The sequence below is a fragment of the Prochlorococcus sp. MIT 0604 genome (assembly GCF_000757845.1).
Lineage (GTDB): Bacteria > Cyanobacteriota > Cyanobacteriia > PCC-6307 > Cyanobiaceae > Prochlorococcus_A.
In genome coordinates this window covers 960,901-976,592 of sequence record NZ_CP007753.1, presented here as the reverse complement: position 1 = coordinate 976,592, position 15,692 = coordinate 960,901, and the positions used below count along the sequence as shown (strand labels likewise).

The following is a 15,692-nucleotide window of genomic DNA, read 5'->3' as shown; positions in this document are numbered from 1 at the left end:
ATAAGAAATGAAAACCGTTTTTATTAGAAAAATTTAATCTGAAAGTTTGTACCATTCAGACTCAAGATTGGAGCCAGATTCTTTATCACAGCTTCCACCTAATGAATCAACAATTGTACAAGTATTGTGAACAGCTACTGAAACCGTATTACCATCCATCATCAATCCATCAACGAATATTTGATTAGAAGCTAAAGGAACCGAACTTTGTCTACTTAAGTTCCTTAATAACTTAGATGCTGGAATTTGTTCAGGAAATATTGCCTGAACTTTCTCTTCATCTAACATTTTTAAAGTAGAACTTATGTTGTCTGGCCTTAAGCTTGAGGAGTCTCCAAGAAAGTCAAGTAAACTAATGGTCTCAAAACCAAATGCATCCCCGTAGTATTCCATTGCTTTGTGTTTAGAGACAATTACTCTGTTTTCCTCAGGAATAGAGCTTACTTGTTCGACTATCCAACTATCTAAGCCTTCTAAGAGAGAATCAGCTTTTTCGAATCTTTCATTAATTAGTTTTCTGTCACCTCTATTAAAAACTGAAATATCTTTCTTTAAACTTTTGCTTATAAGATCTCCCATTTTTATGATGTTATGCGGATCATGCCATACATGTGGATCTAGACCTCCATGATCATGATGATGATGCCCCTCTCCTTCGTCTGGAACTTGTGCTATTGGTTCTACATCACTATTTGAAACGTCTTTAAAAAAGTGTTGAGTTGCTTCAAACTCAAAAGGCATGTGTTCAGTAAAAAATATATATTGACCATCCTCTTTGATATCCACGTTAAAAACAGTACTTTCTTTTCTTTGATCAAAGTTAAGAACAAAAGCTTTATTACTTGCTATCAAAATACCATCATTTTTTCTGCTTATTGAGTCTTTAGATCCTAATAATTCTTTGGCTAAATCTTCAGACCCTTCTATGTCATTAGATTTGAGAATTACCATCTTCATTGCAGGATCTGCATATTCGCCATCGACTTTTTCAAATGACCATTTGTAAGAACCCTTAGAAAGTTGAAATTTTCCTGCCCATTCGAAAGCACCTTCAGCATGATCATCATGTCCTCCATGGTCTGAATGATCATCATGACCTGCATGATCAGAATGATCATCTACTTTAGCTGAATGTTCAGAATGATCGTCATGTCCTCCATGGTCTGAATGATCATCATGACCTCCATGATCAGAATGATCATCTACGTCTATTGCACTAACACCTACAACAACAGTATTCTTTTTATTTTCCCAATTTCTCATACTTGGAGTCATTTCTTTACCAAGAGTAAATACTTTATCTGCTCTATTTAGTAATTGAGCTTGCCTTGGATTGATCTTCAAGTCATGAACATCTTGTTTTCTATCTACTAAGCATGTAACTTCGTCAGATGGTAATGCAATTGATTTAACTAAATCACAAACTAGTGGCTCTACTGCTATATATGACTTTCCTTTAGCCATAACATCCTGCCCAAAACCAGAAAATATAATCGTTCCAGCGATTACGGAATTTTTAATAAATGACTTACTCGAACCTTTTTTATTTGTTAGGAGTCTTTTAAAAATTGACATGAAAAATAATTAAATACCTAAAAATGATAATCATTTTCATTATACCTGACAAGTGAAGGTATCAAATGTTATGAAAATAATACGCAACTTGTATTATTGGTAAGCTTGTAAAGTGACTATTTTAAACAATTAATTAATGGCTACTTTAGTCGCTGAAAATTTAACCTTTGCATACGCAAAAAAAAGTAAGCCAGTTTTGAATAAGGTATCTATTGAGATTAAACCTGGAACTCTAACAGCGTTAGTTGGCCCAAACGGCGCAGGTAAATCAACTCTTTTGAGAATTTTGCAAGGACAAAATACTCCAGATAAAGGCGAAATAAAAATTGACGGTGAAAATTTATATAGATCTAGAGCTCTTGTGGCACTTATGCCTCAAAGAAGTTCTATGAATTGGAAGTTCCCCATTACAGTTGAAAAATTGGTATCTCTTGGTCAAATAAAGTATTCAAAATCAAGAAGTAATAACCCATTTCAAATTAAGACTCTTCTAGCATATCCTAATTCTTGGATTAATAAATGTTGTGAATTAGAGGCGACAATGCAGAGAGTAGGCATTGCAAGTTTGGCTAATAGAAGACTCGATTCTCTTTCAGGAGGACAGCAGCAAAGAGCTCTATTAGCAAAAACTCTTATGTCTCCAGCAAAAATATTTCTTTTAGATGAACCTTGTGCAGCTTTGGACCCACCTGCAAAGGAGGATTTTCTTAAAATTGTTCGACAACTTGCGGATGCTGGACTTTCTTTGCTCGTAAGTAGCCATGATTGGGGCGATTCTTTAAATAACTATGATCAAGTAATCGTTCTTGATAAAAGTGTTTTGGCAGTTGGTAGTCCTGGTCAAATAAAAGATAAATTAGAGGCAATAAACATTAGCTCTATAAACGAAAATAATTTCTGTGATTAGAGAATGTTCCTTTTTAATTCTGAGCTTGATAACAGTTTTGGCAAAGCCCGAAATACTCGAGGGTATGAAACAACAATTGGAATTTCTTTGGATTTGTTTTGGGTGTATGAATATCTTTTACTGGGCATCCTTCCATTTTTGATGTCTCACCACATTGAACACAGGTCAAATGATGAATATCTCTATCTACGGGAGTGTACAAAACCTCTCCAGTTGGGAGATGTCTAGAACGTATTAAGCCATGCTTTATCAGAACTTGAAGATTCCTGTAAACAGTCGTCAGTCCCATAGACTTTCCTCTTTCTATCAATTTTCTATGCAACTCTTGACCAGTCAATTCATCCTCGCATTTATTAAGTTCTTCAAGAAGTTGTTCTTGTCTTTTGGTAATGTCAGACTTAGTTACCATTGTTTCCAAAATCTTTTTTTGTCCCGTATTTTTGATCATACCGAATCATTCGAATAATGTCTTTTATTAATAACAACTGGTGGCTGGTTCCATTAATAATAACTATATTCTCCGGGATTTTATGTCCAGCTATGGGAACTGTATTAATAACTCATAAGAGATTATTACAAGTTAATTTAATCTCTCATTGTGTGTTGCCTGGACTTGCTCTTGCATTAGCTCTTGGAATTCACCCCTCAATTGGTGGTGTTATAAGTGGTCTTCTGGGCTCAGTAATTGCGGAAAGTTTAACTAATAGAAAAAGTGAAAATTATGAAGCAGTTATGAATACTATTCTCGCTGGAATGCTTGGGTTTGGGGTCCTTATAATCCCTTTGCTCGGAATAAGGATTGATTTGGAGGCAGTATTATTTGGCGATTTATTGACAGCAAATTTTGGAGATTTACTTAGAACAATAATTGCTTTTTTAGTATTTATACTTTTAATGACTTTTGGATATGAAAAGGTTGTTTATGTGGGATTGGATCCAGAAGGTGCATCCGCGAGTGGTATAAATGTTTCTTTATTAAATCTTGCTTTGAGTTTTACGACGGCATTAGTAATTGTTAGTTCAATGTCAGCAGTGGGAGTAATTCTTGTTATTGCTCTTCTTTCTACCCCAACTCTGTTAGGGCTAAATAACGCTCATAGCTTAAGAATTGCAATGATGAGGTCTTCATTTTTTGGATTATGCATCTCACTTCTGGGCTTTATTCTCTCTATAGTCTTTAATTTGTCGCCTGGACCTGCAATTAGTGTTATTTGTGTCGCATCTCTTTTGATTCCTAAGCTTCGTAAATAATTAAATCTTAAATGTCCAATCAGAGTTTAATGCTTGAGCTTCTGGATTGTTTTTTAAAGCTACTTCTATAGCCTCTTTTTTATTATTAGCTATAACAACTTCATCAAATTCCTTTCCATTTTTTAGGAGACTTACTTTGAAACGCATAAAAATTTTTAATTAATCAAAAGTTAACCACTAAGCAACTAGATTTAAATACTTTTAAAAGTTAATTGATGAAATAGAAACTTTAGTTATTTTGAAGTTTTTCTACTACAGATTCTTTCTCAATTTTAGCTACATCCTGTAATCCATTAGCATCAAACCAAGGAGCGTTTTCCCAATTGAATCCTTTCCCAAACGTATTATCGGGAGCAGCTACGTACCAGTGACATGATGAATCGGGAACATCTACAGCACATTTTGACCAGTCAGCTTCCCATTGTGGAACTTGTACCCACATCACAGATGCTAATAAAAAAGAAAAAATAAAATTCATAATTATCTGTTAGCAAAATTTTGAAAGATTTTTTTCACATTCTTTCTTTCTTTTCTTCCAGTAATTCTCAAGTATTTGATATTTATGCTTATTTTTGAATTGACTTAAGTGAATATAATGCTGATTAAGAACTGAAGGATTTTTGATTTTCATGACTCAAGCTGTCTATGCATAACATATTTAAGACACTTTAAAGATTTTTTGAAGTGAATTTATACTTAATTTTTGTCTAACTTTTGTGTAGGTAAGTATTTTTCCGGATTACTTTCAATATAAGTAAGCGAATATTTGACAACACACACTATTACTGAAAAAAGAGCAATTGCCGAAATAATAAAAATGATTTTTTTGTAAATGCTTTTCATTAATTTTTTATTTTTTTGATTATTTTTTTCATCAACGCCCAATTTTTCTCAAAGATTTAAATAATTAGTGATTTATACTGTAGCGTTTTAAATTATCTACGGAGTAGATTATATACATCAGAAACTCCTCACACACTTTTTTCTGATAACTTTAAAAGTACTCGACCTAGATGTTTGAGTACTTTTTTATATTTTTTCCCATGTGACAGTTAAGATAGAGGTCCATTAAGCATTACATATTTTGAATATAGGTGTGATATTAGGTATGTGTGTAGGAGGAATTGATTTATTTCAGTGGAAACAAGGAAACACTTGATGTAAATCAATTTTTAAAAAGATCCCTTAAGAAGGGATCTTTTTTTTGTACTATTAGAAATACATATTAAATTCTGAATATAAAAACATATATGCTTTCTTCCAAAATAATTAGGTCTTCATTATAAATTTGTAATTTAATTAGCTAGATTATGGGTTGTTAAATTCTTCTGTTAATGCAAATACTTTTTTTAGCAATTTTAATTTGTTCAAGTTTCTCATTCCCTTCTTCATCATTTGCTTCACATATAGAACTAAAACCTTGTGTAGAGATTGCTCATTGTGTAAGAGAGGAATGGGAGGTAAACAATATTGAAAAACCTTTTGAAGAGATTAAAACATTTATCGAAAACACTCCAAGAACTGAGATTGTAGAAATAGATGGCGATTATCTTCATGCTGAGGCAACCAGTAAATGGATGAAGTATGTAGACGACTTAGAAGTATCCTTTCTACCTGAATCAAACATCTTATCAATAAGATCAGAATCAAGAGTTGGAGAAAGTGATTTGGGAGTGAATCAAAAAAGAGTTGATTTACTAAAATCGAAAATGTTTTAAGTTAAAAGTAAAAAAAAAATAAATTGTTTTTATTGTTTTTTGTATAACTTTTCCATTTTTAAAAAAAATTAGTAGATAAAAAAGTGATAATTGTCATCATGCCTTGATAATGGCAAGTTTATTAGATTTTCTCTAAAAGATGATCATAAATTTTATATATTTAGTGTTATGTAGTTTTGTTTTTTTCTTGTTTTATATAAACATTAAAAAAAATGGACTTAAATGGATAATCAAAGGTCTTTTTCAAATTGGAATATTGGTATTATTCATTGGAGGGTTTTTCAAAATATTTTTCAACTTACCCCCTAATTTATTTATAAAAATATTTTTTCTTATTATTTACACATGGTGCACTGTTGGAATAAATGTAAATTTCATGATCCCTTTGATTAGTTTGATTGACCAAAAAATAGTGAAAAAATAAAACTAAAATATGCCTTAATTGTCGGTACAAAAATAAATCTATTTCCTTGATCTGCAATATTAAAATTTATAAGATTTTTTTTCCTTTTGAAAGTCTTTTTCTTGTATACCTAGTCTTTAATGCCAAGTTTGTCATTATATAAATCCCAAATAAAAGAATGACTATTCCAATGAAGTATTTCATTATTTTTTATGTAATACTATTTTTGAGATTTATCCATTATGCCAACTAATTTTAATATCTATTTCTTGAGATAAATTTCTTGTAACTGGACATTCTTTGGAAGCTTTTTTCAAAAAATTAATAGTTTCATTAGAAGTGCTCTCTGGTATAAAAATATCTATTATTAGTTCTTTTATCTTCCTCTCGCTATTTTGTGTCATTACTTTTTCAATATTTAAATATATACCTTTCAAATCAAATCCTTTCGACTTAGCTTTGATTGCCATAATGGTTAGCAGGCAAGTACCTAGAGATGTTGCTAATAAATCAGTTGGGGAAAAACTTTCACCTTTACCGCAGTGATCTAAAGGTGCATCAGTTCTAATAAGACTTCCAGATTGTAGATGAATAGCCTCACAGTTTAAATTTCCTAAATAAGAACATTTAACTTTAGTCATTTTAAAAAATTAAATTAGGAAAATATTATTAATAAAAAATTATGGAACATAACAAGACTATTGATGAGAAATTTTTTATTTGCATATTATTTTTATTTGCATATTAGTGGAGTATTAAGGAAATTCATCATTCAAGTTTTGAAATCAGTTTTTATATCCATATTCCTCTAAGCAATACTCAATTAATTCAATTGATTTATTAAGAGTTCTTTTATTTTTATTTTCTAGATCGAAGCATTCATTTAAAACACGTATAGATTCATTTAAGAATGATGCTTCTTTATTTTTTAAATCTTTAACTTGATTTATATAAATGAATTTTTTAATCCCGATAAGGGAAAATATGATTATTGATATTGTAAAAATTGCTATTTTGAATTTATCCATACAATTAGTTATTACAAATATTTTAATTTATTTAATATCTAAAAACTTTACATAGCTTATAGAGCTAAGTAATTACATATGTAGCTGCTGTTATTGCTATAGCAGTAATTGAGATGAAGATGTATGGAACAACCTTTAAAGGTATATATAGATTATTTTTAGACATAACTAGAAACTTTATAAAAATTCTTACATTCTCTTTAAACTTTATAAGTCTTCAAATATACAAATTAATTTTCTTTGCAAAATTCAATTCTTTTACAGATTAAAAAATTTTATATTCATTGAATTTTCATTAAATAAAGTATTTCTAAATCCTGTCTTGAGTCCGATATTTTTCTTTTTAAGAAGATTAATTCTTCTTGGCTCATTTTTGATTCTTTTATTATCAATTCTGCTTGTTCAATAGCATGTTCTATATTTCTGATTTTAATTTCTCTTATTGTGGGATCATCTTTACATGCCTTTTTAGTATTCGCATCCAACATATGTACTAAAAAAATCGCCTTGAATTTAATCTAAACTAAAACTACATTATGTCACAACCGCAAATTTAATTAAAATAAATTATTATTTAATTAAGAACTTTAACCTTAGCTAACCCTCTCTTCAATTGATCGAGTGGGTTTTTTTTATGGTGTAATATACTCCTAGCATTTAATACTAATTTGGAAGATTCAAAACTTAATCCTGAGGAAAATAATTCAATCGAATCGCCCTCCAATTTGAATGAAGACAATAAAGATCTTAATGAGGGGATTAAAAAAGAAGAAAATGTTAAAGCATTTACAGAATTTCTAGAGAAAGCAAGTAGTCAAGATTCTTCAGAAGAAAAAGTAAAACTTGATTCTGAGCAACAAAAATCAAAACTTGACAAATCACTTTTTAAAAGATTTCTTAATAATGGATTTGATGGCATTTCAACTAATCCAAACTATAAAATGTTGGCATTATTAATAATCCTTTTAATTAATTTGTCTCTGTTTTTTGTAATTGGCAATATGGGTAAAGCGTTTTTAAGAAATGCAGGAATTATGGGTTAGAAATTATTTATTTCTTTTTGGATAATCATCTTTACAATTTTGATTCTTCAAATGAAACTGTGATATTTTCTTGTCAAATTAATATTTAAATAAAATTTGGATAATAAAGAGCCAGAAAATCCAGTCGTTTATCTTTCTAGTTTAGTCAAGAAATTAGATGTAAAGAACAGAAATGGTTTAGTAGCCTTAGTAATAGTAAACCTTTTAGTAATTCTTTTATTTAAATTTTATTTGAAAGGATCTGGATTATTATCTTGAATTTGCCTGCTGTTATTATTATTCAGCATTCTCAAATTGCTTTGCTAATCTAAATGCCTTCTTAATTATTAGAAAGCCACCATATGCTCCTGCCAGTAAAGGTAATACTATTAAAGGGTTAGGGGAATAATCTGAATAATTTTTCACACCTTCAACATATTCATAACCTGAACATTTAAGAAAGATAAAGCTTAAAAATGTGATACTCCAACCAATGATTGATAAAAAGCCACCTTTTTTATCTCCTTCGTAGAATCTGTCAAGACCTAAGCCCCAACCTCCTATTAGGAATATTCCTCTAACAACTGAATTTTTTTCTTGATTTCTAAGCATAATAAAAAAATGTTCATTATGAACATAACCTATTTGATTTTAAGATGTGAGATGTTTTTATTAATTAATCTTTAAAATAAATTTTTAATAGATTTATCCTATAAATTACAAAATATTATTCAGTGTTTTAATTAATCATAAGAGATTTTATTTGAATTCAACAAGGAAATTGAAGGCCTTATATAAATAAAAATAGACCCATACATATCCTGCATAATTCTCATTTCATCGTCTAAATATACAATTGAAACCTGGCAATTTGGCGATTCTTTATTCCAAGGTAACTTATTCCATACCTCTTTAACTGGATACCATCTATCCATAAGTAATTCACTAAATAATGGAATCTTATTAAGTCCATCAACTTTGGAAACTTTTGTCTTTTGTAAGTTCATATCAAGTAAATTATTTCTTAAAACTAAATCACTTGCTAAGGTTATTACTCTTCCACCAAAAGTAGGCAATAGTTTGAACCAACCCAAGATAGGAATTGTTGTGAGTCCAAATATTGTAGTGTCAAAAGTAGATATAAATTCTTTTTTTTTAAAATCAATCTTTTGAGCAATTCTCCCAATAGTTGATATGCCAAAGGATCCTACTTGCAATTGATGTAATTTAAAAAAAAGATTACTTTTAAATTCATCATTTAATGCCTTTTCAATAGCAAGGAAGAAAGGAGAACTTCGAAATAATTCAACATTAGAAAAAATCAATTCCCACTCTCCAGACAATAATTCTTCTGACATTTCAAAACTAAAGTCCTTAAGAGCATCAATCAATTTATCCATTTCATTAGCTTTTTCCTCATACATAGGAGAAATTAATTTATTTAATCTTTGCCCTCTATCTGTAACAGCAGCTATTTTATATATATTTGACTTTATCTCTCCAATTTCTTTCATAACTCCAATACAAGTAATACTAATTAATCTTAGGAATTTAATTTGAAGTTGATGGCAATTTTAATAATGCTGGTAATAAAATCAATTAATATTCTCCCCACCTTTTACCAATATCAAACCCCCATTCAGTGGTTAATTTAATTACTTCATCATGATTCTTGCATTTTGAAAGGGATAACTTTTTACTAGGATTATTTTTTATTAGCTCAGCAATTTGATTAAGTTGCTCTATTTTTTTTAGAAAATTACTTAGATCTTTATCTGACATTTATCTAGGAAGTGAATTTTTGATCATAAGTAAATATGTAATAAAGAACCCAGGCAACACCAATAATAAGAATTGCAATCATTATATTTACTGACCAAACTACTTCTATCATGTAATTATTTTTATATATTTTTAATATATCCAAAATTTAAATTAAATTAACCGTTAATAATTTAAATCAAGAACAATACACTACTTTTTCTAAGTGTATAAAATAGTCTTAAATAGTTTAAAAATTATGGGAGAAGCTAAGAGAAGGGAAGAGTTAGGCTTACCACCTAGAGAAAAGAAAAAGGAAAAACAAACATCGAAAAATCAACTAAACAAAATTTTAAATAAATATCCTTATTTACCTTTCATTTTAGGTTTTTCATTACTAGCAATATTAATTATCGATTTAGTTAATTACTACAAATAGATATATAAAAAGGGGATACTTTTAGCAGAAGAGAAGATTATCTTCGCAATTGCGAAATTATTTTTCCATAATAAAAATAAAATTCATGAAACCGATTAACACCTCATGCGCCTTAATTTTAGGGGTACTAACTTTGTTTTCAACATCTAATGCAAATGCAGGTGGCTGCAGTTCTCATACTGAGAAGAAGGCAGAAATTGAATGCTTGTCTGATGATAAAAAATGTATTGAAGCGAAAGAAAAAGAATCACTATACAAAGTTGAGGCCTAAATGTTTGATAATCTTGGAACTGCTCTAGTACAGGCATTAGGCTTCTTTGCTGTTTTTGGTTTTTTTGTATATCAAACTTTATTTGCAGATAGCAAACCCAAAAATTCAAAATCAAATCCTAAAAAAACAAAGATTTCCGACAAAAAAGAATCAATTAAAAAAGAACCTAAAAAAGGCTTATTTAACAGAAAATCTAAACCTGTTGAAGAGAATTTAACAGTCCAAAAAAAGGGATTATTTGGGAGAAAAAAAGAAGTTATTAAAGAAGAGATTAAACCAAAGAAAAAAGGTTGGTTTAAATAGGTAAAGGTACTTAAACTCTTTTTTGATATCTTTTATACAAAAACTTTTTTTAGTAACTTTATAATTTATAGAAGATAATAACCAAAATGAATCATAGAGAAATCACAAAAAAATATAGCGAATTACTAAACAAGGCTGAATTTGCTAATGGCCGTAAGGAAGTTGTAGGTCTCTTAAAAAAAGCAGCCAAATTGAAATCTCAGATAGAAATCAATTATTAGATTTTAAAATTAGTTTAATTCTAAATGTAAAAAATTTTTTTAAATAAGTTTTTACATGAGATAATCTGCATAGATTATTTTTCTTATGAATAAAAAAGGTTATACAACCGAAAGTGGTGGTAGACAAAATGGTTTTGCAATTGAACCAGAAATTAACCCCATATCAGAAGGCGAATCAAAGAAATCCATATTTTTATTTATTGGAATATTATTACCTTTTCTAATAGGCGGTTTTTACTATTTAAGGACTCTGAATATATTCTGATATTTTATAAGCCATTTTTAGCAATATATTCTTCTGAGCTAACTATATCTTGCATTAAGCTCTCTGATGAAGGATTAAATCCATTTTGCTCTAAAAATGATTTAACCTTTTCAAATTTTTGCTGAATTTTCTTTGTATATGGAGTTGTCATCAAATAATCATCTTTTTCTGTTGAATAGTTCATTTGATTAACGAATTACTTTTACAATTAAATTTTGCAAAATATGCTATTGCTGGTGAAGTTATAAATATTACATAAATAATTCAATAGTAATAAATACTTATAAGTTGTTTGTATGAGGTTGATATTGGTTAATTTTTTTAAAGAGTACTTATAGTAACTAGTTCCATTAAATCTCTAGACTGCAGATATTTTTGAAATACTTCAGAATAAAATGCTTTTTTAGCAGCAAATTTTGATTCGAATTCAATTACTAATCCAAGCTGCCCTCCATCCCATTCATTTGAGGTTGATTCTTGTATTAAATCTCTTTTTACTATTACTCCTCCCACAGATTTAATCCAAGGCAATACTGTCCTTATATATTCCAGAAATAAATCAGCATTTGGAATTGAAATTTTCTTAAGCCAATAGCTCTTTGTCATCAAATCAACATATTCTGGGTAGAATATAGCACATGGAGGTAAGTATTTATCCTTAGCTATATACCCCAGCGTTTATTAAATGGAAACCGAAAATGATTTATTAAATTTACTTCTTAAATCTCCAAATTCAGAGGGTATACGTAATATTGCCGAACAACTTGAAATTGATCATAATTTTTCCTTTAGCAAAGATAGAAATGATTTGCAGGGTGTTTGGGAGCTTAGGTGGAGTAGTTCTAATAGTCCTTTTTTAAAATATTCTCCTCTTATTGATAACCTTCAAATTCTCGACCCCTTAAATTTAAATGGTCTTAATTTACTTAAACCTAGAGGAATAAAATCAATTATTGGTACTGGTATTTTAATAAGACTTAATTACATTAATGAAAAAAAAATTGGGGTCAAATTTACGCATGCGGGTGTTATTGGTCCTAAATTTGGGAAAAAAAATATAAAGGCTATGAAAGAAATAAATAATGAACAATTAGGGTGGTTAGAGATAACTTATTTAAGCAATAAGCTTAGAATCTGTAGAGGTGATAAAGGAACTTTATTCGTTTTAAGAAAAATACATTCACCGACTTTATTTAAGAATTTCAAGGAATTTATTAAAATCTATTAAAAATAGAAATTAATTCTTTATCCAAATAGACTTTAATACGAAATAAATTGGTAAATATTTAAATGATTCTTTAGGTATTTCATAACTTAAGAATTTAAGTGCTTCTTCTAACCAGTAACCAATATCAAATCCTAAAAGAATTTTTTCTACAACAAACCAAAATTCTTTATCAAATATAATTCTGAAGTTTAAGTAAACATATTCCCAATGAAAGGTATTCCAATATTGGGTTAAAAATGAGGATAAAATAAGCCATAGTGATATAAATAGAAAACTTTTAAGAAATTTATAAAATTTTTTCATATACCAGCAACTGTCTTATTTAATTTCAAATATCCCTTATTATTATTTGGATCAAAATTTATTTCCATTAAATATATTCAAAAAGATATAAAAATATTGAGAAAATAGAAATTTTCGTGGCATTAATAATCTATTCTTCTTTTTTTAGATTCTGTGCCTTTAGATTTTTATTCTTAAGAAAAAATCCTAAAAACAGAAAAGCAGAATATATTAGTAAACTTATGCCAAAAATTAGAATTATCTTTGAAATATCCATAAATGATTTTTTTTATAAATTACAGCATTTTTTGCAAAGTTTTATCTATGGTAATGATTTTTCATTTATCACGATAACGAGCTTCAATTATTAAGCTAATAATATTATTTAAATCATATGCAAGTAGCTTTTGCCTGGAGCCTTTGTCTATCAGTTGGTGTTGTTTTATTATCAATTATTCCATTAACTATAGGTAGAGTTAAAGCGGGATATTCTGTTGAAAATATGTCTGCTCCAAGGGCTTTATTCGATGAATTACCTTCTTTTGGAAAAAGAGCAGTTTGGTGTCATCAAAATTGTTGGGAAAGTATTTCCCTACATGCACCCGCATGTCTTCTTTGTTTGATTAGTTTAACTGACTCTAATATTGCAATAATTGCAGCATTGATTCATCCTATTTTTCGTTTTTTATATATTGGTGCATATATATTTAATATCCCCACAGCTAGAGGTTTAATGTGGGCCTCAGGAATTTTTACAACACTTTTGCTTTACAAAGAGGGCTTAACTCAATTGATATAAACATTTAAACAATAAACTTTTCTAAATCTTTTAATTGATATTCATTGATTAGTTCCACTTTATTTGATTTTGCTAGTTGATGAGCAGACTTTGTAAAGCCAGATTTTGAGACTATTATTGCATGTGTACCTTTCCAAAATAATTTACCAGCTGAAATTTCCTGAACTGCTTTATTTCCAATGGCTTTTTCATGATCTTTGCATTGTATACATATTCTCAAATCATTTATTGACGCAATTAAGTCAACCCCTTGATCTCCTGTAATAGGGGTTTCTTTTACTTCCCAGCCATTTTGTTTGAGAATTTCCATACAATGATTTTCAAATCTAATACCTTTTTGGTAGTTTCCCTTTTTTTTTCTTGAGTAGTTTTTTTCTATTAGGTTTAAGCATGATTTCTCAATTTGACTTGCTATGAAAACAAACCAATCTTCAGTCTCGAGCTTTCTAATAGATCCAATTATCTCATCATCAATAGTAGGATTTTCATGACAATAGGATCTCCACTTTTCGAAAAATAATTCCGTACTTCCAAATTCTTTTAAAATTACTTTTTCATAGAAGTATGGTATACCCTCTTTAAATCGCTTAGATCCATTAAATATATTTTTTTCAATGGCTTTTTCATCAAGAGGTGGATTGCCAATCCATTTTTTATAATCCTCATTACCGTAAGCATCTATCTCCCTCAATCTGATCCTCTCCTCTAACAAATTGTATTTGTTCTCGTCAATTAATTTATTAATTGTTTGAATAAAGAAATTGGAATTTAAGGCATTGTTTAATTTTAACTTTTTCTTCTTAATTTGATAATCTCTTACAATTATAAAAATTAAAAAAATGATAAAAATAATTAAAATAAAAAAATTTTTCATTAAAGATTTTTATTTTCTATCTAAAAAGTTTTTGTTTTTCTAATAACAAAATTATTTTTTGTTATTACTGAAGATTCATTTACTTCAAACCCATTAATTGCTGATATTTCTCCTTTTATGCCTTCTAATGTTAATTGCTCGATAATGCCTTTTATTACCTCATCCTCGACCAATTTTCTATCAATTCTTTCAGGTGTAATATCTGTAAGCCATTTTGAAGTCTTTTTTTTTACAACCTCTGTAGGGTTAGTTATTTTTAAGTAGATAGCCATTTTTTAAGTCATTCAGTTGAATTATAAGCATTAAATCTTCTTAACTTTTATTATTGTCATTACTTTCCCACTCAAGAAATTGAAAAACAAAAATTGCAAAGATAGAGAAAAATACTATAAACAACCCTAACCATCCTATAAATTTGTGCTCTGTAAAAAGATTAGTGAGCATTGATTTTTCTTGATATCTTGATTCCATTTCATATTGATAAGAATCAATAACTTGAAATATATTCATAATTAATAAATCGTTGAATTGGCGGATAATAATTTCAACCATTTAATTTACAAAAGGCTTCCGATAGGAAATCTGGTCTTTTTCTTATTATAGAAAAATTCAGTTTATTTATTAAGACTAAATTGACTTCAGCAATCGTTAAGATTTCATTTTTCTTGTTATGAAATTTTGAAATTACATTAATCCTAGGACTTTTATCAATATTGAATTCGCTCTCGATTGTTATTTTTTCACCAAGAAATAAAGGAGATTTATATTTTATAGAAGTATTGATTAAAGGTAAATCTAAGCCATTTTTAGTTAGTTCGAAATAACTTATACCTACTTCTGAAAGTGCATTTATTCTGCTTTCTTCAAGCCAATTAAAATATTTACCGTGCCACATTACCCCTGCATGATCTGCATGTTGAGGTAAAACAATTTTTTCTATTTTCCAAACTGGTTTTGAGTTCATCTTTTATTTAGAAAATTTTAATTCAATAAAAAAACATATTTTGATATTGTAGATTAATTTTATTTATTAACATAAGAATCACCAAAACTATATTTATAAAGTTATGTTTAATCGTAAAAATAAAAGTAGAAAAATGAAGAAGATTTTTCAATGGGAAGAATATTTAAATTGGAAAAATATGTCAAAGGAACAGAAATTAAATTTCAAGAGGGCGTGCTTATTCCCCTTTCTCGTCTATATGGTTTATGTTTTTCTTAATCAGTACTCCTTGGCAATTCTTTTGTTACTAGGTCTTTATTTTTTAATTAGATTTAAAAATAGAAATAAGTTGGGAAGATGAATATTTTTTGATTTTGATTTATATAGATTTGTTTTAAAATT

Annotated in this window: 29 protein-coding genes; 12 read left to right on the top strand and 17 right to left on the bottom strand. The window is 28.6% G+C overall.

The genetic code is table 11. The features are described from left to right. Positions 1 to 33: 33 nt before the first annotated feature. The gene (locus EW14_RS05500) at positions 34 to 1,575 is read right to left on the bottom strand and encodes a metal ABC transporter solute-binding protein, Zn/Mn family (RefSeq protein WP_042850505.1); all 1,542 of its coding nucleotides are present in this window, start codon (positions 1,573 to 1,575) and stop codon (positions 34 to 36) included. A gap of 136 nt (positions 1,576 to 1,711) precedes the next feature. On the opposite strand from EW14_RS05500, the gene EW14_RS05495 reads away from it, so the two are divergent. Beyond that, positions 1,712 to 2,482 (top strand): ABC transporter ATP-binding protein, encoded by a 771-nt coding sequence (locus tag EW14_RS05495; RefSeq protein ID WP_042850504.1) that lies wholly within the window; start codon positions 1,712 to 1,714, stop codon positions 2,480 to 2,482. Between the two features lie 13 nt (positions 2,483 to 2,495). Here the strand turns inward: EW14_RS05495 and EW14_RS05490 are convergent, their stop codons facing one another. Continuing rightward, positions 2,496 to 2,930, bottom strand: coding sequence for a transcriptional repressor (locus EW14_RS05490; protein ID WP_042850503.1), 435 nt, complete (start codon positions 2,928 to 2,930; stop codon positions 2,496 to 2,498). A 17-nt stretch (positions 2,931 to 2,947) separates the two neighbouring features. Between EW14_RS05490 and EW14_RS05485 the strand changes: the two genes are divergently transcribed. Next, a complete protein-coding gene (locus EW14_RS05485; protein WP_025954687.1) occupies positions 2,948 to 3,733 on the top strand; it encodes a metal ABC transporter permease in 786 nt (261 codons plus the stop codon). Here the strand turns inward: EW14_RS05485 and EW14_RS10320 are convergent, their stop codons facing one another. Together EW14_RS10320 and EW14_RS05480 are read right to left on the bottom strand one after the other, a co-directional pair. Further along, a complete protein-coding gene (locus EW14_RS10320; protein WP_197049548.1) occupies positions 3,734 to 3,880 on the bottom strand; it encodes a hypothetical protein in 147 nt (48 codons plus the stop codon). Between the two features lie 82 nt (positions 3,881 to 3,962). Next, positions 3,963 to 4,211, bottom strand: a complete 249-nt coding sequence (locus EW14_RS05480) for a hypothetical protein (protein ID WP_042850502.1) — start codon at positions 4,209 to 4,211, stop codon at positions 3,963 to 3,965. Between the two features lie 856 nt (positions 4,212 to 5,067). Between EW14_RS05480 and EW14_RS05470 the strand changes: the two genes are divergently transcribed. Further along, entirely contained in the window at positions 5,068 to 5,451 is a 384-nt protein-coding gene (locus tag EW14_RS05470) for a DUF1499 domain-containing protein (protein ID WP_042850500.1), read from the top strand. A gap of 636 nt (positions 5,452 to 6,087) precedes the next feature. Here the strand turns inward: EW14_RS05470 and EW14_RS05460 are convergent. The 3 genes from EW14_RS05460 to EW14_RS05450 all read right to left on the bottom strand — a co-directional run bounded on the left by EW14_RS05460 (position 6,088) and on the right by EW14_RS05450 (position 7,370). Then, positions 6,088 to 6,495 (bottom strand): OsmC family protein, encoded by a 408-nt coding sequence (locus tag EW14_RS05460; RefSeq protein ID WP_042850499.1) that lies wholly within the window; start codon positions 6,493 to 6,495, stop codon positions 6,088 to 6,090. A gap of 144 nt (positions 6,496 to 6,639) precedes the next feature. After that, the gene (locus EW14_RS05455; RefSeq protein WP_042850498.1) at positions 6,640 to 6,882 is read right to left on the bottom strand and encodes a hypothetical protein; all 243 of its coding nucleotides are present in this window, start codon (positions 6,880 to 6,882) and stop codon (positions 6,640 to 6,642) included. 281 nt (positions 6,883 to 7,163) lie between these two features. Further along, positions 7,164 to 7,370, bottom strand: a complete 207-nt coding sequence (locus tag EW14_RS05450) for a hypothetical protein (RefSeq protein WP_042850497.1) — start codon at positions 7,368 to 7,370, stop codon at positions 7,164 to 7,166. A 180-nt stretch (positions 7,371 to 7,550) separates the two neighbouring features. On the opposite strand from EW14_RS05450, the gene EW14_RS05445 reads away from it, so the two are divergent. Further along, on the top strand, positions 7,551 to 7,925 hold the full coding sequence (locus EW14_RS05445) for a hypothetical protein (protein ID WP_042850495.1): 375 nt from the start codon (positions 7,551 to 7,553) through the stop codon (positions 7,923 to 7,925). Between the two features lie 96 nt (positions 7,926 to 8,021). Further along, positions 8,022 to 8,183, top strand: coding sequence for a hypothetical protein (locus tag EW14_RS10315; RefSeq protein WP_197049547.1), 162 nt, complete (start codon positions 8,022 to 8,024; stop codon positions 8,181 to 8,183). A gap of 18 nt (positions 8,184 to 8,201) precedes the next feature. Here the strand turns inward: EW14_RS10315 and EW14_RS05440 are convergent, their stop codons facing one another. From EW14_RS05440 to EW14_RS05430, 3 genes are all read right to left on the bottom strand, one after another. Continuing rightward, a complete protein-coding gene (locus tag EW14_RS05440; RefSeq protein WP_042850493.1) occupies positions 8,202 to 8,516 on the bottom strand; it encodes a hypothetical protein in 315 nt (104 codons plus the stop codon). A gap of 131 nt (positions 8,517 to 8,647) precedes the next feature. After that, positions 8,648 to 9,418 (bottom strand): hypothetical protein, encoded by a 771-nt coding sequence (locus tag EW14_RS05435; RefSeq protein WP_042850492.1) that lies wholly within the window; start codon positions 9,416 to 9,418, stop codon positions 8,648 to 8,650. 85 nt (positions 9,419 to 9,503) lie between these two features. Beyond that, positions 9,504 to 9,686 (bottom strand): Nif11 family protein, encoded by a 183-nt coding sequence (locus EW14_RS05430; RefSeq protein ID WP_025888496.1) that lies wholly within the window; start codon positions 9,684 to 9,686, stop codon positions 9,504 to 9,506. A gap of 238 nt (positions 9,687 to 9,924) precedes the next feature. Between EW14_RS05430 and EW14_RS05425 the strand changes: the two genes are divergently transcribed. From EW14_RS05425 to EW14_RS05410, 5 genes are all read left to right on the top strand, one after another. Then, on the top strand, positions 9,925 to 10,104 hold the full coding sequence (locus tag EW14_RS05425; protein WP_025888492.1) for a hypothetical protein: 180 nt from the start codon (positions 9,925 to 9,927) through the stop codon (positions 10,102 to 10,104). A gap of 85 nt (positions 10,105 to 10,189) precedes the next feature. Beyond that, entirely contained in the window at positions 10,190 to 10,375 is a 186-nt protein-coding gene (locus tag EW14_RS05420) for a hypothetical protein (protein ID WP_225866621.1), read from the top strand. After that, complete coding sequence (locus EW14_RS05415; RefSeq protein WP_025923298.1) at positions 10,376 to 10,678, top strand: hypothetical protein; 303 nt, start codon at positions 10,376 to 10,378, stop codon at positions 10,676 to 10,678. It abuts the gene before it with no gap. Between the two features lie 86 nt (positions 10,679 to 10,764). Next, positions 10,765 to 10,899 carry a hypothetical protein gene (locus tag EW14_RS10610; RefSeq protein WP_255347384.1) on the top strand — a complete coding sequence of 45 codons (135 nt, stop codon included), beginning with the start codon at positions 10,765 to 10,767 and terminating at the stop codon, positions 10,897 to 10,899. Between the two features lie 85 nt (positions 10,900 to 10,984). Next, positions 10,985 to 11,164, top strand: a complete 180-nt coding sequence (locus EW14_RS05410) for a hypothetical protein (RefSeq protein WP_011818547.1) — start codon at positions 10,985 to 10,987, stop codon at positions 11,162 to 11,164. Between the two features lie 4 nt (positions 11,165 to 11,168). Here EW14_RS05410 and EW14_RS05405 read toward each other — a convergent pair whose 3' ends face one another. Together EW14_RS05405 and EW14_RS05400 are read right to left on the bottom strand one after the other, a co-directional pair. Beyond that, the gene (locus EW14_RS05405) at positions 11,169 to 11,348 is read right to left on the bottom strand and encodes a hypothetical protein (RefSeq protein WP_011863071.1); all 180 of its coding nucleotides are present in this window, start codon (positions 11,346 to 11,348) and stop codon (positions 11,169 to 11,171) included. 137 nt (positions 11,349 to 11,485) lie between these two features. Next, positions 11,486 to 11,770, bottom strand: a complete 285-nt coding sequence (locus EW14_RS05400) for a DUF1330 domain-containing protein (protein WP_011376579.1) — start codon at positions 11,768 to 11,770, stop codon at positions 11,486 to 11,488. A gap of 79 nt (positions 11,771 to 11,849) precedes the next feature. On the opposite strand from EW14_RS05400, the gene EW14_RS05395 reads away from it, so the two are divergent. After that, positions 11,850 to 12,392, top strand: coding sequence for a PAP/fibrillin family protein (locus tag EW14_RS05395; RefSeq protein WP_042850490.1), 543 nt, complete (start codon positions 11,850 to 11,852; stop codon positions 12,390 to 12,392). Between the two features lie 9 nt (positions 12,393 to 12,401). On the opposite strand, the gene EW14_RS05390 is transcribed toward EW14_RS05395, so the two are convergent. Then, a complete protein-coding gene (locus EW14_RS05390; RefSeq protein WP_025962451.1) occupies positions 12,402 to 12,695 on the bottom strand; it encodes a hypothetical protein in 294 nt (97 codons plus the stop codon). Between the two features lie 373 nt (positions 12,696 to 13,068). On the opposite strand from EW14_RS05390, the gene EW14_RS05385 reads away from it, so the two are divergent. Then, positions 13,069 to 13,473 carry an MAPEG family protein gene (locus tag EW14_RS05385; RefSeq protein ID WP_011818542.1) on the top strand — a complete coding sequence of 135 codons (405 nt, stop codon included), beginning with the start codon at positions 13,069 to 13,071 and terminating at the stop codon, positions 13,471 to 13,473. A 4-nt stretch (positions 13,474 to 13,477) separates the two neighbouring features. Here the strand turns inward: EW14_RS05385 and EW14_RS05380 are convergent, their stop codons facing one another. From EW14_RS05380 to EW14_RS05365, 4 genes are read right to left on the bottom strand one after another with little or no spacing between them, the layout of a single operon-like run. Next, on the bottom strand, positions 13,478 to 14,347 hold the full coding sequence (locus EW14_RS05380; RefSeq protein ID WP_042850489.1) for a restriction endonuclease: 870 nt from the start codon (positions 14,345 to 14,347) through the stop codon (positions 13,478 to 13,480). A gap of 20 nt (positions 14,348 to 14,367) precedes the next feature. Continuing rightward, the gene (locus EW14_RS05375) at positions 14,368 to 14,619 is read right to left on the bottom strand and encodes a hypothetical protein (RefSeq protein ID WP_011818540.1); all 252 of its coding nucleotides are present in this window, start codon (positions 14,617 to 14,619) and stop codon (positions 14,368 to 14,370) included. Between the two features lie 40 nt (positions 14,620 to 14,659). Next, positions 14,660 to 14,857 carry a hypothetical protein gene (locus EW14_RS05370; protein WP_011818539.1) on the bottom strand — a complete coding sequence of 66 codons (198 nt, stop codon included), beginning with the start codon at positions 14,855 to 14,857 and terminating at the stop codon, positions 14,660 to 14,662. A 34-nt stretch (positions 14,858 to 14,891) separates the two neighbouring features. Beyond that, on the bottom strand, positions 14,892 to 15,311 hold the full coding sequence (locus EW14_RS05365) for an acyl-CoA thioesterase (protein ID WP_042850488.1): 420 nt from the start codon (positions 15,309 to 15,311) through the stop codon (positions 14,892 to 14,894). Positions 15,312 to 15,692 lie beyond the last annotated feature (381 nt).